14 protein-coding genes are annotated in these 18,165 nt (G+C 70.9%); 9 read left to right on the top strand and 5 right to left on the bottom strand.

Translation table 11 applies throughout. The annotated features are described in order from the left end of the window. Nucleotides 1-4: 4 nt before the first annotated feature. From OG245_RS36925 to OG245_RS36905, 5 genes are all read right to left on the bottom strand, one after another. The gene (locus tag OG245_RS36925) at nucleotides 5-2,275 is read right to left on the bottom strand and encodes an MMPL family transporter (protein ID WP_371627699.1); all 2,271 of its coding nucleotides are present in this window, start codon (nucleotides 2,273-2,275) and stop codon (nucleotides 5-7) included. Between the two features lie 101 nt (nucleotides 2,276-2,376). Next, complete coding sequence (locus OG245_RS36920) at nucleotides 2,377-3,117, bottom strand: MerR family transcriptional regulator (RefSeq protein WP_371627698.1); 741 nt, start codon at nucleotides 3,115-3,117, stop codon at nucleotides 2,377-2,379. Nucleotides 3,118-3,480: 363 nt separating this feature from the next. Continuing rightward, entirely contained in the window at nucleotides 3,481-5,025 is a 1,545-nt protein-coding gene (locus OG245_RS36915; protein ID WP_371627697.1) for an alpha/beta fold hydrolase, read from the bottom strand. Between the two features lie 137 nt (nucleotides 5,026-5,162). Continuing rightward, nucleotides 5,163-6,440 (bottom strand): peptide synthetase, encoded by a 1,278-nt coding sequence (locus tag OG245_RS36910; RefSeq protein WP_371627696.1) that lies wholly within the window; start codon nucleotides 6,438-6,440, stop codon nucleotides 5,163-5,165. 45 nt (nucleotides 6,441-6,485) lie between these two features. Next, entirely contained in the window at nucleotides 6,486-7,160 is a 675-nt protein-coding gene (locus tag OG245_RS36905; protein ID WP_371627695.1) for a DUF3159 domain-containing protein, read from the bottom strand. A gap of 439 nt (nucleotides 7,161-7,599) precedes the next feature. Here OG245_RS36905 and OG245_RS36900 point away from each other — a divergent pair, with 439 nt between their 5' ends. The 9 genes from OG245_RS36900 to OG245_RS36860 all read left to right on the top strand — a co-directional run bounded on the left by OG245_RS36900 (nucleotide 7,600) and on the right by OG245_RS36860 (nucleotide 18,090). After that, nucleotides 7,600-8,256: a GntR family transcriptional regulator gene (locus OG245_RS36900; RefSeq protein ID WP_371627694.1), complete on the top strand. Its 657-nt coding sequence runs from the start codon at nucleotides 7,600-7,602 to the stop codon at nucleotides 8,254-8,256. A gap of 50 nt (nucleotides 8,257-8,306) precedes the next feature. Next, complete coding sequence (locus tag OG245_RS36895) at nucleotides 8,307-9,209, top strand: dihydrodipicolinate synthase family protein (protein ID WP_371627693.1); 903 nt, start codon at nucleotides 8,307-8,309, stop codon at nucleotides 9,207-9,209. Continuing rightward, complete coding sequence (gene araD, locus OG245_RS36890; protein ID WP_371627692.1) at nucleotides 9,206-10,960, top strand: L-arabinonate dehydratase; 1,755 nt, start codon at nucleotides 9,206-9,208, stop codon at nucleotides 10,958-10,960. Before OG245_RS36895 ends, araD begins: the two co-directional genes overlap by 4 nt. A 268-nt stretch (nucleotides 10,961-11,228) precedes the next feature. Further along, nucleotides 11,229-12,161: a carbohydrate ABC transporter permease gene (locus OG245_RS36885; RefSeq protein WP_215103325.1), complete on the top strand. Its 933-nt coding sequence runs from the start codon at nucleotides 11,229-11,231 to the stop codon at nucleotides 12,159-12,161. Beyond that, nucleotides 12,158-13,069 carry a carbohydrate ABC transporter permease gene (locus OG245_RS36880; RefSeq protein ID WP_371627691.1) on the top strand — a complete coding sequence of 304 codons (912 nt, stop codon included), beginning with the start codon at nucleotides 12,158-12,160 and terminating at the stop codon, nucleotides 13,067-13,069. Before OG245_RS36885 ends, OG245_RS36880 begins: the two co-directional genes overlap by 4 nt. After that, a complete protein-coding gene (locus OG245_RS36875) occupies nucleotides 13,066-14,307 on the top strand; it encodes a Gfo/Idh/MocA family protein (RefSeq protein ID WP_371627690.1) in 1,242 nt (413 codons plus the stop codon). Before OG245_RS36880 ends, OG245_RS36875 begins: the two co-directional genes overlap by 4 nt. Next, a complete protein-coding gene (locus OG245_RS36870) occupies nucleotides 14,304-15,158 on the top strand; it encodes a PmoA family protein (protein ID WP_371627689.1) in 855 nt (284 codons plus the stop codon). Before OG245_RS36875 ends, OG245_RS36870 begins: the two co-directional genes overlap by 4 nt. Further along, a complete protein-coding gene (locus OG245_RS36865) occupies nucleotides 15,155-16,759 on the top strand; it encodes a family 43 glycosylhydrolase (protein WP_371627688.1) in 1,605 nt (534 codons plus the stop codon). The genes OG245_RS36870 and OG245_RS36865 overlap by 4 nt, the downstream gene beginning before the upstream one ends. Continuing rightward, the gene (locus tag OG245_RS36860; RefSeq protein WP_371627687.1) at nucleotides 16,756-18,090 is read left to right on the top strand and encodes a sugar ABC transporter substrate-binding protein; all 1,335 of its coding nucleotides are present in this window, start codon (nucleotides 16,756-16,758) and stop codon (nucleotides 18,088-18,090) included. Before OG245_RS36865 ends, OG245_RS36860 begins: the two co-directional genes overlap by 4 nt. Nucleotides 18,091-18,165 lie beyond the last annotated feature (75 nt).

Below are 18,165 nucleotides of genomic sequence, written 5' to 3'. Positions count from 1 at the left end.
CGCGTCAGCCTACTTCCGTCAGGGGCCCGGCGACGGGTTCCTGCGCCCGCCCGCCCCGCCTGCCCCTGCCGAACCGGCCGGGGCGCCTGGCCGGCCACCAGGCACGCTCACCGAGGAGCAACAGCACCGACGGCAGGACCATGAGCCGGATGACCACGGCGTCCAGCAGGACGGCCACGGCCAGGCAGAATCCCATCTGTTTCATCTCGGTGAGGTGCAGGGCCACGAACGCGCCGAACACCGTCACCATGACGATCGCCGCGCTGGTCACCACCTTGGCCGACCGGTTGATGCCCTCCAGGACCGCCTCACGGGCGGACATGCCGTTCTGCCGGGCCTCCTGGATCCGGCTGACCACGAACACCTGGTAGTCCATCGACAGGCCGAAGAGGATCACCACGAGGAACAACGGAACCCTGGACGCGATCGCCCCGAGGGAGTCGAAGTTCAGCAGTCCCTCCGCCCACGTCCCCTGGAATACCAGGACCAGCATGCCGAGCGAGGCGCCGGCGGAGAGCAGGTTCAGTACGACGCCGATCACGCCGATCACCACCGAGCGAAACGCCCACACGGTCATCAGGAAGGTCATCAGCAGCAGGAGGCCGAGGACCAGCGGCAGCTTGTCGCTCTCGTGACTCACGTAGTCGCGGCCCCGCGCGACATCGCCGCTCACCGCCGTCTCCACGCCGGACAGGCGGCCGACGGTCGCGGGGATGTGGTCCTGGCGGAGGTGGGTGAGCGATGCGATCGCCTCGGCGGAGGGCGCGGGATGAGGAACCGAGAGCTCCAGCACGCTGATCCGGCCGTCGGCCGACGTGCGGACGGTCGGAGGGGAGTTCTCCGGAGTTTCCGCGTTCTCCGCGTTCTCCGGGTTCTTCTGAGCCTGCGCGAACAGAGGGTCTGTCTGGGCACGTCGGCCGAGGTCCTCCAGGGCCTGCTTCACCTGTGCCGCCCGTTCCGGCGTGGAGCGGGTGACGACCTCGTGGGTGACGAGGAGTTCGGGGAAGCTCTCGGTCAGCCGGTCGTAGACCCGCATGGCCGGGATGTCGCGGGAGAAGGTGTCCCTTCCCGGATCGATCAGTTTCAGGCCGAGCGCGGGCACGGCCAGACCGAGCATGACGAGGACCGACAGGCACAGGGTGAGGGCGGGGCGGGTCCGGGCCGGGCGCAGCAGAGCGGCGAACACCCGTCCCGTCTCCGGCTCCCCGGCCCGGGCCGGCTCGCCGCGCTCGGCCCGGCGGGCGGCCCTGCGGGGGGCGAGGCGGCCGGTCCGGCGGCCGATGACGACCAGCAGCGCGGGGAGCACGGTGAGCGAGCTGGCCACGGCGACGGCCACGACGAGGATGGTCCCGGTCGCCAGTGAGGAGAAGATGACGTCCGTGGCCAGATACAGGGTGGCGGTGGAGACGACCACGGCGAGACCCGAGATCACGATGGCCCGGCCCGCTGTCGCCGCCGCCAGCTCCACGAGGGCTTCCGGGCCGAGCCGCCCGCCTGCGCGCGCCCGTTCCTCCCGTTCGCGCTTCAGGTAGAAGAGCGTGTAGTCGACGCCGACCGCCAGACCGATGAGGAGGATCAGGTTCGTGCCGACCCCCGCGTCGGGCATGACGTGCGAGGCGACCATGGACAGTCCGATCGCCGCGGCGATCGAGGAGAGCGCCAGCAGCAACGGCACACCCGCCATGATCACCGAGCCGAACACGATCAGCAGGGTGACGACGGTGACAGGCAGGCTGATGCGTTCGGAGAGCGCGAGATCCGCGTCGCGCTGGTCGTTGACGCCCTTGCTGATGGCTGGGGATCCGGTCTCCTCCACCACCAGGTCCGGGTGGTCGGCGCCCACCGCCGCCGTCTGCTCCAGGAGCGGTACGACGTTCTTCCTGCCTTCCAGTTCGGGTCCGTTCAGGACCACCGACACCAGCAGGACCTCACCGTCCTTCGAGCGGACGGGGGCGGCCACGCTCTCCACCTCGGGCAGCTCCCGCATCCGCGCGGTCACGTCCCGGGCCGCCGCACCGGCCGCCGCCATGTCCAGCTCTCCCGATCCGGCCCGGATCATGAACCGCTCGGTGGGGGAACGTTCCAGGCCGCCCTCGGTCGCCATAGCCTCGGCGCGTCCGGCCTCGCCGACCCAGAAGTCCTTGGTGGTGGCCTCGTTGGTGCCCAGCGCGATGCCGGCCACGAGGCACAGGACGACGAACGCGAACCAGCCGACGATCGCCCGCCCGGCGTGCCGGGCGCTCCATCGCGCCATACGTACAGGTAGGTGTCTCATGCCGGAAATCCTGGCCGCCGGGGTGCGGCGCCGGACACGTCCGGCCGACTGAACCTGTTGTCCACCGACCGGTGGACATGGGGGCCGCCGGGGCCGCCGGGTCAGACAGCCGTGTTTCCTCCCTCCGGCCGAGCGAGGAGAGTCCTGAGGCGACGCATCACGTCGACCTGGGCGGGGTTGCAGAGGTCGGTGATCGCTCTGCCGATGGTCTGCGCGGTGTGCTCCGGGCCGCGTGGGGCGTCCGAGGAGAGGTCGTCCAGTCCCGGGTGCTTCACATACAGGGCGCGGACGTAGGGCACGAGGCGTTCCGCGAGGTCTTGGCGCGTCGGTTCGTCGGCGTCGGCGGGGAGGTCGTCGAGTTCCAGGGCGACCGCGTCGGGGTCATCGCGCAGCATGTCCGCGTAGGCGTCCATGCCGTCCGGGCCGAGGATCGTGCCCAGGACGGTGGTGAACGAGCGCTCCGGATCGGGTAGTTCGGCGGGATCGGCCGCCTCGGCGAACCGGAGTGGCAGATCGGTCGCGGCGGTCTTCTTCAGCAGTGCCGAGACCTCGACGCGGGCCCGTTGGAGGCGTTCGATGGTGGCGGCCAGTTCGGTGTCGAGGGCTTGCAGGGCGTCCCGGGGGTGTTCGTGGTCGCGCAGGGCGGCGATCTGGGCCAGGGAGAATCCGAGGGCCGTGAGGCGTTTGACCCGCAGCAGCCGGACGAGGTGGGTGACCCCGTACTGCTTGTAGCCGTTGGAGCGCCGCTCCGGCTCGTCGAGCAGCCCGATGTCGTGGTAGTGCCGCACCGTCCTCAGGCTGGTGCCGGCGAGCTCCGCGATCTCGCGGGTGCTCCACGCCATATCGGGTCTCTCCCTCGGCAGCTGGTGGTGTCGGCGCGGTCGCGCCGAAGAGGTCCATGGGAAACCATGCCGCAGCGGCATGGTCAAGCGCGGGGGTGCGCGCGGGGCCTATCTGGCCCCGGCAGCGCACGGGCGGGTCGTCCCACCGGGAGACACGGGTGTCGTTCCCACCGGGAACAACAGGTGTCGCTCCCGCCGGGAACCAAGGTGTCGCTTCCGCCCGGAACCACAGGCTGTCGTTCTTCCTCCGCTGTCCGGCGAGGGAAAGAAGACACGCAGATGTGCTGCTTCCCCCCTGTCGGGCGGGGGAAGCAGCACACGGGACGCGCGCATGCGTTGACCGGCGGACCTCGGCGGAAGGTGTCAGAGCGTGCAGGTGGTGCTTTCGGACGGGGTTCGCAGGTGGATCAGATAGTCGGCCACGGCCTTGTTGACGCAGGCGTTGGCCCCTGATGCGGCGATGGTGTGCTGTTCCCCCTTCACCGTGAGCAGGCCGCCGCCGAGGGTCTCGGCCAGGTTGACGCCTGCCTGATGCGGGGTGCTCGGATCGCCGGTGATGGAGATCGTCAGGGTGGCGGGCAGCCCGTCGACGCGATCGGGGAAGGGGTACGTGGTCTTCGGCTCGGCCGGCCAGAACTCGCAGGTGTCCCTGGCCCCTTCGGTGCCGGTGCCCGGGTCTACGAACGGTGCCGCCCGGTAGGTCCTGCCGCGCGTCTCGACCGCTTGCTCGGGGGTCATGCGTGCCTCGTCCATGCAGGTGATGGCGTAGTTGGCCACGTCGAAGTTGCTGCCGCTCCCATCGGGGCCGCGCCCGCTGAAGGCGGCGGAGATGGCCAGGAGTTGTCCGGGGTTGCCCGCCCGCACCTCGGCGATGCCCTTGGTGATCTTCGGCCAGACCGCTTGGTAGTAGAGGCCGGAGATCACGGCGTCCATGAGGTCGTTGTACGTGAACCGCATCCCCTTCCCGTAGGTGAGCGGCTTGTCGAGCAGTGGGCCGGCGATCTTCTGGAACTTCTCGGTCGCTTGCTCCGGATCGGTGCCCAGGGGGCAGTCCTGGCCGGCGGCGCAGGCCTCGGCCATCTTGTCGAAGGAGCGTTGGAAGCCGCTGTACTGGGACAGCAGCCGCTCGCTCCCGAGGTGCGGGTCGACGGCGCCGTCGAGAACCATGCTGCGTACGTTGCCCGGGTACTGCTCGGCGTACAGCGCTCCGATGCGGGTCCCGTAGCTCTGGCCCAGGAAGTTCAGCTTCCTCCCGCCGAGAGCGGACCGCAGGAGGTCCATGTCGCGGACCGTGTCGCGGGTGCTGACGCTGCCCAGGTTCTGTTCCCCGCCGGAGCCCCGCGCGCATTTTCCGACGAGTCGCCCGGTGTCCTCCTCGGTGAAGCGGCCTGCGGTCAGGACGAGTTCGGTCCGTACGTCACCGGCGAGGTAGTCCTTCCTGCTGAAGCAGCTGATCGCCGGTCGGGACGCTCCGACGCCACGGGGGTCGAATCCCACGAGGTCGAAGCTCTCGGTCACGGGGCTCTTCGCCGGAGCCGTGCCGGTCTGCGCCGCGAAGTTCTGGCCGGTGCCGCCGGGGCCGCCCGAGTTGAGGAGCAGGGGCCCCTTCGACTTGCCCCGTGCGGGAACCCGGAGCACCGCGATCTGCCTGGTCCTGCCGTCGGGTTCGCTGTAGTCCAGCGGCACATCCAGTCGCGCGCACTGGAGACGGGGATCGGCGAAGGCCTTCTCGTCCGCAGGAGTGGTGCCGTACCCCTTGCACGAGCCGAGTGCGAGGTTCTGGTCGTAGAAGCGGTCCAGCTCACCGGGTTGTTTCGTCGAGGCTTTCGCCGACTGCGAGGCGTCGGACGTGCTCGGGCTGCACGCTCCGACGAGAAGCAGCAGCGGCACGGACACCGCGATCGTCATCGGGCGTAGTCGGGTCGGCAGGTAGGACAACGTCGCTCCTGGTGGAGGGGTAGGGAGGAGGAGAGGGTGGGCGTGCGGTCGTGCGCGGCGGACCGGCTCCCGGCGGGACGGGGGACGGCGCGCGTGGGTGGGAACGGTCACGCGGGGTCCGCGTCCCGGTCCGAGGCCGCGCAGGCCTGGGCGAGAACCGCGGCCATCTCCGGGAGCAGGCCGGCCACGGGGTCGTGCGTGAGTTCGGTCATCCGCAGGCGCCCGCCGACCGTGACGACACCGAGGACGTGCTCCCCTCGCACCTGGGTGATCTGCGCGGGCCCCCAGAGAGCCGTGACGGAAGACGGGACGGGTCCGTACGCCTCCGCCGCACCGAGGTTGGTGATCTGGATATCGGCCGCTGTGACCGCGGCCATCATCGCCTCGGCGTCCTCGGGGGTCTCCGGTGGGCTCTCGGAGAGTGCCGCGGAACCGGCCCGGAGCGCGTGCGGTGCGCGTTGCCGCGCGAGCGACTCGTGGTGCCGCCGGGCGAGAGCCCAGAAGTCGTCGGCCCGCGTCGCCTCACTCGCCGTCCGGGCCCCGGCGAAGCGGTTGGCGACGTCGTCGGGCAGGCCGGCCGCGCGGCGCAGGTCCACCGGACTCAACACCCGCACGAAGTCACGGCCCCGCCGGTGGAACACCGTGGAGGCGGCCGAGCAGAGGGCCGCGTGCACCGACGTGCCCTCCGCACGGCAGCGGCCGACGAGCCTCGTGGTCAGTTCGCGGTCCAGGGCCAGGGCGGACACGTGCGGCAGCAGCGCGGAGAACGGGACGAGCTCTCCGGGTGCGCTCATACGCTCGTCCTCCGCCGGGGAGTCCACGGGAGCCGCGGCGTCGCCGGTCTCCGCCCGTACGTCGCGGCCGCCGAGGAGGTCCTCCTGGGCCCGCGGTACGCCGTCGGCCCTTTCGCGTACGCCGCCGTCGAGAGCCGCGATCAGCTCAAGCAGCACCTGTAGGCCGCCGACTCCGTCGGTGATCTGGTGGGCGAAGGTCAGCACGACGGAGCAGTCCGTGTCTCCGGGGATCAGGACGGCTCGCAGCAGGGGCCCCGGCTCCGGCGGAATGGGGCGGGTCTGTTCGGTGGCCACGACCGCCTGCCACGGGGTGCCCGCGGCACGTGTCGCGACCTCGACGGCGCCCTCCGCCGAGCGGTACAGGGTTTCCACCGCGCTTCGGTCGACCGAGGCCGCGAGCAGCGGATGCCGCTCCTGGAGGCGCGCCAACGCCCGTGCCAGCGTCACCGCCGATACCTGCCGGTCGATGCGGGCCACCAGGGAGAACTGGACAGGATTTCTGTACATGTAGAGATCGATGGTCTTCTCGAATGCGCCGAGCGCGCGCAATGCGGTTCCCGGGCTGATTCCCGGGCTGATGCTGATCGTCACTTTCCCGCCCTTTCCGAATGATGTCGCCGTGCGTTCGTGGGCCGGTCAGGGTTCACGGATCAGCCGCTGGGAGCTCCGCCGGAAAGCCCAGGCGGCGACGAGTGCGGCCACAATCGTCAGCGGGGTGCCCATGGCGACCTTCGCGAACGCCAGCCAGCCGGTGAAGTCGTGGACGTAGAGCCACTGCTTGACGACGAATCGGCCACCGAACACGATCGCCGCGGCCAGCGTGGCGATGTCGTGCGCCCGCAGCACCACGGCGTCCTCCCGCCAGGCGTGCTTGCCGCCGTGGAGGAGGTTCCAGGCGACGCCGGTCAGCGGCCGACGGACCAGGAGCGAGCCGAGGGCGGCGAGGAATCCGGCGAGGGCCGCCCAGATCCCGAGCAGGAAGAAGTCCTTGGCCGAGCCGGTCAGCGCGACGATGCCCGCGGCGAACGCCACGCCGACGAGCCCGCCGACCGCCGAGGCGAAGCGCTCGCCGCGCAGCAGGCGCACCACGGTGAGCACCACGCCGGTGGCCATCGCCACGGAGATGGCCACCGCTGTGGTCCCCAGGGAGTCTCCCACCACGAAGACGACGACCGGAATGGTGGAGTAGACGAATCCCGCCGGGCCTCCCATGGATTCGAGCATGGTCGGTTTCGGCTCAGGAACCGGTGCGGACGCCAAGGGTGCGACGGTCTCCTGAGGAGTGCTGCGGTCCCCTTCCAGAAAAGTCATGGAGTTCTCCTGGGTAGTCGGTTCCAGGACCACCCTGAATCGAATGCAATCCCTTTTCCCACGTCATCGCGTTTTCGTCGAACGACGCCAGGCTTGGGTATCGAAGGGCGTTTACCTCGTCGATTCCCGGCGAAACCCGTGACGTTACGGCACAGTTCGACGAATAGGAGGTCACGCACGTCCGGGCAGCGGAGGCGAAGCAGGTCCAGTCAGGCCGGGTCGGGTCGGGTCGGTGCCGCACGGCAGGGTCGTGTTCCACCGGTGGGGCCCCACCGGGACGGGCGGCCCGCGCACCGGCGTGGTCAAGTAGCGCCCGGGCCGCGGAAGTTCTTCGGTCGGAAGCGTTGACGAAACATTCCACGTGGCCCTAGCTTCATCGCGTCGCACTTCGTACGTCATATATGAGACGCGATACGCGAGATGTGAGAGCCCGTCACCCATGACCTTCGCCCCTGCCCCGATCCCGTCCCGGACCCAGTACGTGCTGGAGGCCATCAAGCACGCCATCCTCACCGCGCGGTTGAGACCGGGACAGGCGCTGGTGGAGACCGAACTCGCCGCGCAGTTCGGGGTGTCGAAGACTCCCGTCCGCGAGGCGCTCAAGACGCTCGCGGGCACGGGGCTCGTGGTGATGAGCCAGTACAAGGGCGTCACCGTGCGGCTCGTCGACGCGACCATGGCCAGGGAGGTGTACGACGTGCGCCTCCTGCTGGAACCGGAGGCGCTGCGCCGCTCCATCACCCGGGGCGCCTCGCTGGAGGCGGCCCAAGAGGCCCTGGAGCGGGCCGACTCGGCGGCCGACACAGCAGACAGGTCGCTGGCCAACCGGGACTTCCACCGGGCCCTGTACCTGCCCTGCGGCAACCCGCTGCTCTCCCGGATGCTCGACGAGGTCCGCGACCAGGCGGCGCTCGTGTCGACCGTGGCCTGGTCGGCCGTCCCGTCGTGGGAGCGCGAGGCGGCCGAGCACCGCGAGATCCTGCGGCTCGCCATCGCCGAGGACGCGGAGGCCGCCGCCGGGGCCCTGCACCACCACATCGCGTCGTTCGTACGCCGCGCCTTCCCCGACGACGAAGACGGGGGCGACGCCGCGTGAACCGCCCGCCGGACACGCTCCACCAGCACCTCGACGAAAGGCCAGTCCGCATGGACCACTCTCCGCTGAAGGCGGCCCTCGCAGACGTCGTGGCGATCCCGGTGACACCGTTCGCCGAGGACGGAAGCATCGACTCCGCGACCCATCGCGCCCTGACGCGCAGGCTGCTCGACGGCGGCATCCGCACCGTCACCCCGAACGGCAACACCGGGGAGTTCTACGCCCTCACCCCGGACGAGCGGCGGCTGGTCACCGAGCTGACGGTGGAGGAGGCCGCGGGAGGCGCCACCGTCCTGGTGGGCGTCGGCCACGACGTGCCGACCGCGGTGGCCGCGGCCGAGCACGCCGCCGAGGCCGGTGCCGCGATGGTGATGGTGCACCAGCCGGTGCATCCGTACATCGCGCAGGAAGGGTGGGTCGACTACCACCGGTCGATCGCCGAGGCCGTGCCGCAGCTCGGCGTCGTCCCCTACATCCGCAGCCCGCGGCTGGCCGGCGAGCGGCTCGCCGAACTCGCCGACGCCTGCCCCAACGTCGTCGGTGTGAAGTACGCGGTCCCCGACGCGGCCCGCTTCGGCGCCTTCGCCCGGGACGCCGGCCTGGAGCGGTTCGTCTGGATCGCCGGTCTCGCGGAGCTGTACGCCCCCTCCTACTTCGCCACCGGCGCCACCGGCTTCACCTCCGGTCTGGTCAACGTCGCCCCGGCCGTCTCCCTCGACATGCTGGAGGCGCTGCGGGCCGGGGACTACGTGGCGGCGATGAAGGTCTGGGAGCGCATCCGCCGCTTCGAGGAACTCCGCGCCGAGGAGCAGTCCGCCGACAACGTCACCGTCGTGAAGGAGGCCCTGTCCGCGCTGGGGCTCTGCCGTCGCGACGTACGCGCTCCGAGCCGGGTCCTGCCCGACACCCGCCGCGCCGAGGTCGCCGGGCTGACAGCCGCGTGGTCCCTGTGAGCGACGCGTCGACCCGGGTCCCGGGAGGCCGCCGTATCGCGCCCGAGGAGCTGCGCAGCCACCGGTGGTTCGGCACGGACGGGCTGAGGTCCTTCAGCCACCGGGCCCGCACCCGTCAGCTCGGCTACCTCCCCGAGGAGCACCTCGGCAAGCCGGTCATCGCGGTGCTCAACACCTGGTCCGACATCAACCCCTGCCACAGCCACCTGCGCGAACGGGCGCAGGCGGTCAAGCGGGGGGTCTGGCAGGCGGGCGGGTTCCCGCTGGAGTTCCCGGTGTCCACCCTGTCGGAGACCTTCCAGAAGCCGACCCCGATGCTCTATCGCAACCTGCTGGCGATGGAGACCGAGGAGCTGCTGCGCTCCTACCCCGTCGACGGGGCCGTGCTGCTGGGCGGCTGCGACAAGTCGACGCCCGCGCTGCTGATGGGCGCCGCCTCCGTGAACCTGCCGACCGTCTTCGTGCCCGCCGGGCCGATGCTGCCCGGGCACTGGCGCAACGAGGTCCTCGGCTCCGGCACGGACATGTGGCGGTACTGGGACGACCGGCGGGCCGGGATCATCGGCGACTGCGAGATGGCCGAGCTGGAGAACGGTCTGGCCCGCTCCCCCGGCCACTGCATGACGATGGGCACCGCCTCCACCCTGACGGCCGCCGCCGAGGTGCTGGGGGTCGCCCTGCCGGGGGCGTCGTCCCTACCGGCAGTCGACTCGGGGCACGAGCGGATGGCCGCGGCTTCGGGGCTGCGGATCGTCGACCTCGTCCTGCGGCAGGTGACGTTGTCGCAGATCCTGACACCGCAGGCGTACGAGGACGCCGTCGCCACGGTTCTCGCGCTCGGCGGCTCCACCAACGCGGTGATCCACCTGATCGCCATGGCGGGCCGGTCCGGCGTGAAGCTCACCCTGGACGACTTCGACCGGATCGCCCGTACGGTGCCCGTGCTCGCCGACCTCCGCCCCGGCGGACGGTACTTGATGGAGGACTTCCACTTCGCCGGCGGTCTGCCGGGCTTCCTGGGGCGACTCACCGACGTACTGCACCTGGACCGGCCCACGGTCGCGCACGCCACCCTGCGCGAGCAGCTCGACGGTGCCCCCGTCCACAACGCCGACGTCATACGCGAGCGCTCCGACCCACTGGCCGGGGAAGGCGGGGTGGCCGTGCTGCGTGGCAACCTCTGTCCCGACGGGGCCGTCATCAAGCACATCGCCGCCGAGCCGCGCCTGCTGCGCCACACCGGGCCCGCCGTCGTCTTCGACGACTACCGGGAGCTCCAGCGCACGATCAACGACCCGGCCCTCGGCCTCACTCCGGACCATGTGCTCGTGCTGCGCAACGCCGGACCCCAGGGCGGTCCCGGCATGCCCGAGTACGGCATGCTGCCGATCCCCGACTACCTGCTGAAACAAGGTGTGCGGGACATGGTGCGGATCTCCGACGCGCGGATGAGCGGCACCAGTTACGGGGCGTGCGTCCTGCACATCGCGCCCGAGTCCTTCGTCGGCGGGCCGCTGGCCCTGGTCCGCACCGGCGACCTCATCACCCTGGACGTCGAGGCCCGGCTCCTGCGGCTCGACGTCGACGACGAGGAACTGGAGCGGCGCCGGGCCGCCTGGTCCCCGCCGCCCGCCCGTTACGGACGGGGTTACGGGGCGCTGTACCAGGACCAGATCACCCAGGCCGACACCGGATGCGACTTCGCGTTCCTGGCCCGGGAGGGAGAAGTGCCCGACCCGTACGCGGGATGAACCGACCCGTGATCGGGATGAACCGGATCCCGTGAACGTACGCGGGTCCCATGACCGTACGCGGGCCCCGTGAACGTCGCCGGGCTCCATGACCGTACGCGGCTCCGTCACCGTACCCGGACGGAGCCGGGAACCCCCTTGCGCACCTCGCTCCCCCGGGTCGCTCCAGCCCTTCTCAGCAAGCGCTTTCACAGCTGCTTTCACAGCCAAGTCCAGCAGGCCCGGACGTCCAGCGCATCCAGCACCTCCCAGAGATCGGAGACGTGTCATGGCCCCCACCGCAGCCGTGGCCACACCGCCGCCCAAAGAGTCCCGGCGCCGCCGGGCGAGCCCCCGCCGACTGCCGTATCTGCTGATCGCGCCGGCGGGCCTCCTGATGCTGGGCTTCATCGCCTATCCGGTGCTCAGCGTCTTCTACTACAGCCTGCAGAACTACAACGTCACCAAGCCGTGGCGGAACGGTTTCGCCGGGCTCGACAACTTCCGGCGCGTCTTCACCGAGGACGACCAGTTCTGGCCGACGCTCGGGTTCAGCGCCCAGTGGGTCTTCACGCAGGTCACGCTCCAGCTGCTCCTCGGCCTGGCGCTCGCCCTGATCGTCAACCAGACGTTCATCGGGCGCGGCATCTCCCGGGCCATGGTGTTCTCCCCCTGGGCGGTCTCCGGTGTGCTGACCAGCACGATCTGGATCCTGCTCTACAACTCCTCGACGGGCTTCAGCCGCTACCTCGCGGACGCGGGGATCGGCGAGTACGGCACGTCGGTGCTCTCGGACACCGGAACCGTCTTCTGGGCGGCCACCGTCACCGAACTCTGGCGCGGCGTCCCCTTCTTCGCGATTCTCATCCTCGCCGACCTCCAGTCCGTCTCGAAGGAGTTGTACGAGGCGGCGTCGGTCGACGGCGCCGGCCGGCTGCGGCAGTTCTTCCACATCACGCTGCCCCACCTGCGGGACGCGATCATCCTCGCCACCCTGCTGCGCGGTGTCTGGGAGTTCAACAACGTCGACCTGCTCTACACCCTCACCGGCGGCGGTCCCGCGGGCGAGACCACCACCCTGCCGCTCTACGTGGCCAACACCGGCATCGAGGGCCACGACTTCGGGTACGCCTCCGCGCTCACCACCGTCGCCTTCGTAATCCTCCTCTTCTGTTCGATCGTCTATCTGCGCCTGAGCAAGTTCGGAGGCGACCGCACGTGACCGCCCTGCTCACCGAGAAGAACGGAGCCGCCCGGCGGTCCTCCGCTCCCGGCTCCCCGCCGTCCGCCCCGCGCCGCCGCCCAGGGCGGGAGCGTGCCTTCGACGACGTGCCGCGCTGGCAGATCTATCTGCCGCTCGGTCTCTACCTGCTCTTCACGCTCATCCCGTTCTACTGGATGCTGCTCTTCGCCGTACGGCCCGCGGGTTCCACGTCGCTGGTGCCCTGGCCGATGACCGGAGCGCACTTCTCCAAGGTCTGGAACGAGCGGAGTTTCGCCGTCTTCTTCCAGAACAGCATGATCGTCGGCGTCGCGACGCTCGTCGCCACGACCCTGGTCGCCCTGGCCGGCGGCTACGCCCTGGCCCGGTTCGACTTCAGGATCAAGGGCGCGTTCATGCTCGCGCTGCTCTGCTCGCAGTTCATCCCGGGCGCCCTGATGCTCGTACCGCTCTTCGAGATCTTCCGGAACCTCCAGATGATCAACTCGCTGGGGAGCGTCGTCATCGCGGAGACGGTCTTCCAGCTCCCGCTGTCGATCATCCTGATCAGCGGCTTCATCAAGAACGTCCCCGTCTCCCTGGAGGAGGCCGCCTGGGTCGACGGCTGCTCGCGCTTCACCGCCTTCCGCACCGTCGTCCTGCCGCTCCTGCGTCCCGGGCTGATCGCCGTCGGCTCCTTCGCGTTCGTGCACAGCTGGAACCACTTCCTCTTCGCCCTGATGTTCCTGAGCGAGCAGGACAAGCAGACGATCCCGGTCGGTCTGAACACGCTGATCGGCGCGGACAGCGTCGACCTGGGCGCGCTCGCGGCGGGCGGCGTCATCGCGGCCGTCCCCGTGGTGATCGTGTTCGCCTTCATCCAGAAGTGGCTCATCACGGGCTTCAGCGCCGGCGCGGTGAAGGGATGAGGAGAGTGACCGTCCCCGCCACGGACCCGGCCGCCCCCGTGCCCGACGTCCCGTCCGCCTCCACGCCCGCCCCCGTGCCCGTCGTCCTGGCGGGCGCCCGGGGACACGGCCGGTGGCACCTGGCCAATGTGCGCCGGCTCCAGCACCAGGGCCGGATCAGGCTGGCCGGCATCTGCGAGCTGGAGCCGCTGACCGAGGATGAGCTCGCCGCCGCCGGGTTCGGCGCCGGCGAGTCGCCCGAGCAGTCCGCCGACTTCGGGGCGCTCCTGGACGTCACCGGAGCGCGGGCGGCCATCATCTGCACCCCGATCCAGACCCACACCGAGCTGGCGCTCACCGCCGCCGCCCGGGGCGTCCACCTGCTGCTGGAGAAGCCGCCCGCCGCCCTCTGGGCCGACTACGCGCGGATGACCGAAGGCGTCGAACGAGCCGGCGTCGCCTGCCAGGTGGGGTTCCAGTCATTCGGGTCGCACGCCCTGCCCGCCATCCGCGAGCTGGTGGCCACCGGGGCCATCGGAAACGTCACCGGCTTCGGGGCCGCCGGCGCGTGGGTCCGCGACGACGCCTACTTCCGGCGGGCGCCCTGGGCCGGGCGGCGCAGGATCGGCACCACCGACGTGGTCGACGGCGTCCTCACCAACCCCCTGGCGCACGCCGTGGCCACCGCACTCGAACTGGCCTGCCGGGGCCGGGCCGAGCAGGTCACCGCCATCGAGACGGAGCTGTTCCGGGCGCACGCCATCGAGGCGGACGACACCAGCAGCGTCCGCATCACCACCGCCGACGGGCCGCGCGTCACCGTCGCCGTCACCCTGTGCGCCGAACGCCCCGGGGAACCGTACGTCATCGTGCACGGCGAGAAGGGCCGGATCACCTTCTGGTACAAACAGGACCGCGTCCTGGTGCAGCGCGCCGGGCGGGGCCCCGAGGAGACCGTCCACGGGCGGACCGATCTCCTGGAGAACCTCCTCGACCACCTGGAGCACGGCACACCGCTGCTGGTTCCGCCCGCGTCGACGGGGGCGTTCATGCGCGTCGTCGAGGCCGTACGCACCGCCCCCGAGCCCGCCCCGCTGCCCGACCACGCGTGGGAGACCCGGCACGACGGGCCGGACGGCGGGGCGCGGCGGGTCGTGCCGGGCATCGACTCCCTGGTCGACGCCGGGGCCGAGTCCCTCCGCCTCTTCTCCGAACTGGGCGCCCCCTGGGCCCGGGTGGACGAGGTGGCCGCCTCATGAGGCAGCACGCGACGGACCCGTTCCCCGACCTTCCTGCCACCCTTGCCTGCGGCGCCGACACCGTCGCCCACTACGGCTACGCGCCGGGACCGGACGGCCGCCCGCGTCTCCACCCCGTCACCACCCTCGGCGGGGTCACCGTCACCGAGGAGCGCCCCGCCGACCACCTCCACCACCTGGGCGTCTCCGTCGCCGTCCCCGATGTGGCCGGGTACAACTTCTGGGGCGGGCGCACCTTCGTACGGGGTCGGGGACCCACCGCACTCGACAACCACGGCGTCCAGCGCCATCTGGCCCGGCCGCACCGGAGCCCGAACGGCTTCACGCAGGAGCTCGGCTGGGAAGCGGCCGGCGTCGAGCTCCTGCGTGAGCACCGCACCCTCTCGGCCACCCGGATCTCCGGCACCGCCTGGGAGCTGGACTTCTCCTTCGTGCTCACCAACACCGGGGACACGGACCTCTCCATCGGCAGCCCCGCGACCAACGGGCGGCCGGGGGCCGGGTACGGCGGCTTCTTCTGGCGCGCCCCCAAGGAGGCGGCACCACCCACCGTGTTCAGCGCCACGCGCGAGGGTGAGGGCGAGGTCCACGGCCGCACCGCCGACTGGCTGGCGCTCTCCGGGAACGGCTGGACGCTCGTGTTCGCGGGGGCGACCGGGGAGACCCGGCGGGACCCGTGGTTCGTGAGGACCGCCGAGTACCCGGGCGTCGGCTCAAGCCTCGCTGCGCACGAGCGGCTGCCCGTACCCGCCGGGGCCTCGGTCGTACGCCGGATCATCACCGTCGTCGTGGACGGCAGGACGGACCGGGAGACCGCAGCCCGGTACGCGCGCGAGGCGGTGGCCCGGTGAGCCGCCCCTGGACCTCCGACCTGGGTGACGGGACGTACCGCAACCCGGTCCTGAACGCCGACTGGTCAGACCCGGACGTCGTCCGCGTCGGCGACGACCACTACCTCACCGCGTCCAGCTTCGGCCGGTCCCCCGGGCTGCCGCTCCTGCACTCCCGCGACCTGGTCAACTGGACCGCCGTCGGGCACGCGCTGGACCGCCTCGAACCCGCCGACGAGTTCGCCGCCCCCCGCCACGACCGCGGAGTATGGGCGCCCTCGCTGCGCCACCACGGCGGACGCTTCTGGATCTTCTGGGGCGACCCCGACCACGGTATCCAGCAGATCAACGCGGACCGCGTCGAGGGGCCCTGGAGCACCCCGCATCTGCTCAAGGCGGGCAAGGGGTTCATCGACGCCTGCCCGCTGTGGGACGAGGAGACCGGCGAGGCCTATCTCGTCCACGCGTGGGCCAGGTCCCGCTCCGGCGTCAAGAACCGCCTCACCGGCCACCGGATGAGCCCCGACGGCCGGGAACTCCTCGACGACGGATCGACGTTGGTGGACGCCGACCGGATACCGGGCTGGTTCACCCTCGAAGGCCCCAAGCTCTACCGCCGCGACGGGTACTTCTGGATCCTCGCTCCGGCCGGCGGCGTGGAGACCGGCTGGCAGGGCGCGTTCCGTTCCCGCGACTTCTTCGGCCCGTACGAGGAACGCGTCGTCCTCGCCCAGGGCCGCACCGACGTCAACGGCCCCCATCAGGGCGGTTGGGTGCACACCTCCGCGGGCGAGGACTGGTTCCTCCACTTCCAGGCCCGGGGAGCGTACGGGCGGGTCGTCCACCTCCAGCCGATGCGCTGGAACGCCGAGGGCTGGCCCGTCATCGGCGACCAGGGCGAACCCGTCCCCGTGCACACCAAACCCGTCGCCCCCGCACAGCCGGTGACGGCACCCGCCGTCGACGACGACTTCCCCGGGGGCCGTCCCGGCGCACAGTGGCAGTGGACGGCCAACCCGCACCCCGGCTGGACCACCCGGCACAGCGGGGACGGGCTGCGGCTCACCTGCGTACGGACCGCGTACGAGCACGACCTGCGGCTGCTGCCGAGCATCCTGGTCCAGCGGCTGCCCGCCGAAGAGTTCACCGTCGACGTGGACCTCGCCCTGGACAGCCGCGAGCCGGGCGCCAAGGCCGGACTCGCCGTCCTGGGCGACGCCTTCGGCTGGATCGGCCTCGCCCTCGCGGAGGACGGCACACCGCGGCTCGTCCACCGCTTCGCCGAGGGCGTCGCCGTACACGAACGGGACGCGGCCGACTCCCGCGCGTCCCCCGACGGACGGGCCCGGCTGCGCGTCGAGGTCACGGCGGGGGCCCGCTGCCGCTTCTCCGCCGACACCGGCGACGGGTTCCGGCCCTCGGGCCAGGTCTTCGCCGCCACCCCTTGGCGCTGGGTCGGGGCCCTCCTCGGGCTCTTCGCCACCGCACCGGCCGGGACGGGCCCCGCCGGAACGGCCCGCTTCACCTCATTCCGCGTCACCGGCCCCCACCCCCCGCAGAAGTACACACGTCACGACCCATCACACCCGCATCACCAGCAGACAGAAAAGAGCCGACGATGAACATCTCGAAGACACAGCGGGGGCGTGCCACGGCCGCGATCTCCCTCACGGCGGTGCTCGCGCTGACGGCGACCGCGTGCGGCGACGACGGCAGCGGCTCCGGCACGGAGGGCAGCGGAAAGGGCGAGATCACCTTCTGGGACAACAACGGCGGTCCGCGCACCGCCGTCTGGACCGAGATCATCAAGGACTTCGAGAAGCAGAACCCCGACATCGAGGTCACGTACGTCCCGATCCCGATCGCCGACGTCCAGTCGAAGTACGACACCGCGATCGCGGGCGGCGGGCTGCCCGACGTCGGCGGCGTCGGCACGGCCTACCTGGCCAACATGGTCTCCCAGGAAGCTCTGGAGCCGGTCAACGACCGGCTGGAGAAGTCCGCGCTGAAGGGCAAGCTGGTCGAGTCCATGGTCGAGAGCGTCCGCGCCGCGGCCGGCCGGGGCGACGACGTCTACTCCGTACCGACCTCCGCGAACAACGGCGTGCTCTGGTACCGCACCGACCTGTTCGAGCAGGCCGGTCTGAAGGCTCCCGACACCTGGGCGAATTTCTACACGGCGGCCGAGAAACTGACCGACGCGAAGGACAACAGGTTCGGCTACACGATCCGCGGCGGCGCGGGCTCCATCGCGCAGGCGCTGGACGCCGTCTACGGCCAGTCCGGCATCACCGAGTTCTGGGACGGCGACAGGACGACGCTCAACGACCCGAAGAACGTCGCGGCACTGGAGAAGTACGCCGGGCTCTTCAAGAAGACCACGCCCGCGGCCGACGTCAACAACGACTTCACCAAGATGGTGGCCCAGTGGGACACCGGCACGATCGGCATGCTGAGCCACAATCTCGGCTCCTACCAGGACCACCTCAAGGCCCTCGGCGAGGACAAGTTCGCGGGCATACCCGCACCCGTCGGGGACAGCGGCACCCGGGTGCAGGTCTCCAACCCCGTCGACGGCCTCGGCCTCTTCCGGTCGAGCCGGAACAAGACCGCGGCGTGGAAGTTCATCGAGTTCGCGGCCTCGCACGCGTCCAACAGCAAGTGGAACGAGTCGGCGGGCGCCATCCCGGCCAACGCCGAAGCGGCGAAGGACCCGTGGATCAAGGAGACCGAGTCGACCGCGCTGGCCGCGAAGACCCTGACCGACGGCTCGACGAAGATCGTCGACCTGCCGTACTACCTGCCGGACTGGAACAACATCAGCAAGGCGGACAACGAGCCGGAGTTCCAGAAACTGCTGCTCGGCAAGATCACGGCCAAGGAGTTCCTGGACGAGATGGCCGAGGAGCTGAACGCCGCCAACAAGGAGTGGAAGGAGATCGGCAACGGCTGATCGGGCCTCGCTTTCTGTCCCCTCCCCCGCTGACGGGGGCCGGCGGCGGTCCGGGCAGCGCTCCGCCGCCGGCCC

The sequence above is a fragment of the Streptomyces sp. NBC_01116 genome (genome assembly GCF_041435495.1).
In the GTDB taxonomy this organism is placed as follows: Bacteria; Actinomycetota; Actinomycetes; order Streptomycetales; family Streptomycetaceae; genus Streptomyces.
The sequence above is the reverse complement of the archived record's forward strand: the minus strand, read 5'-3'. Positions and strand labels throughout refer to the sequence as shown.

Bases quoted from the DNA above. Each gene is read 5' to 3' on its own strand.
- OG245_RS36925 (WP_371627699.1), bottom strand. From the start codon at position 2,275: ATGAGACACCTACCTGTACGTATGGCGCGATGGAGCGCCCGGCACGCC.
- OG245_RS36920 (WP_371627698.1), bottom strand. From the start codon at position 3,117: ATGGCGTGGAGCACCCGCGAGATCGCGGAGCTCGCCGGCACCAGCCTG.
- OG245_RS36915 (WP_371627697.1), bottom strand. From the start codon at position 5,025: ATGACGATCGCGGTGTCCGTGCCGCTGCTGCTTCTCGTCGGAGCGTGC.
- OG245_RS36905 (WP_371627695.1), bottom strand. From the start codon at position 7,160: ATGACTTTTCTGGAAGGGGACCGCAGCACTCCTCAGGAGACCGTCGCA.
- OG245_RS36900 (WP_371627694.1), top strand. From the start codon at position 7,600: ATGACCTTCGCCCCTGCCCCGATCCCGTCCCGGACCCAGTACGTGCTG.
- OG245_RS36895 (WP_371627693.1), top strand. From the start codon at position 8,307: ATGGACCACTCTCCGCTGAAGGCGGCCCTCGCAGACGTCGTGGCGATC.
- OG245_RS36885 (WP_215103325.1), top strand. From the start codon at position 11,229: ATGGCCCCCACCGCAGCCGTGGCCACACCGCCGCCCAAAGAGTCCCGG.
- OG245_RS36875 (WP_371627690.1), top strand. From the start codon at position 13,066: ATGAGGAGAGTGACCGTCCCCGCCACGGACCCGGCCGCCCCCGTGCCC.
- OG245_RS36870 (WP_371627689.1), top strand. From the start codon at position 14,304: ATGAGGCAGCACGCGACGGACCCGTTCCCCGACCTTCCTGCCACCCTT.
- OG245_RS36860 (WP_371627687.1), top strand. From the start codon at position 16,756: ATGAACATCTCGAAGACACAGCGGGGGCGTGCCACGGCCGCGATCTCC.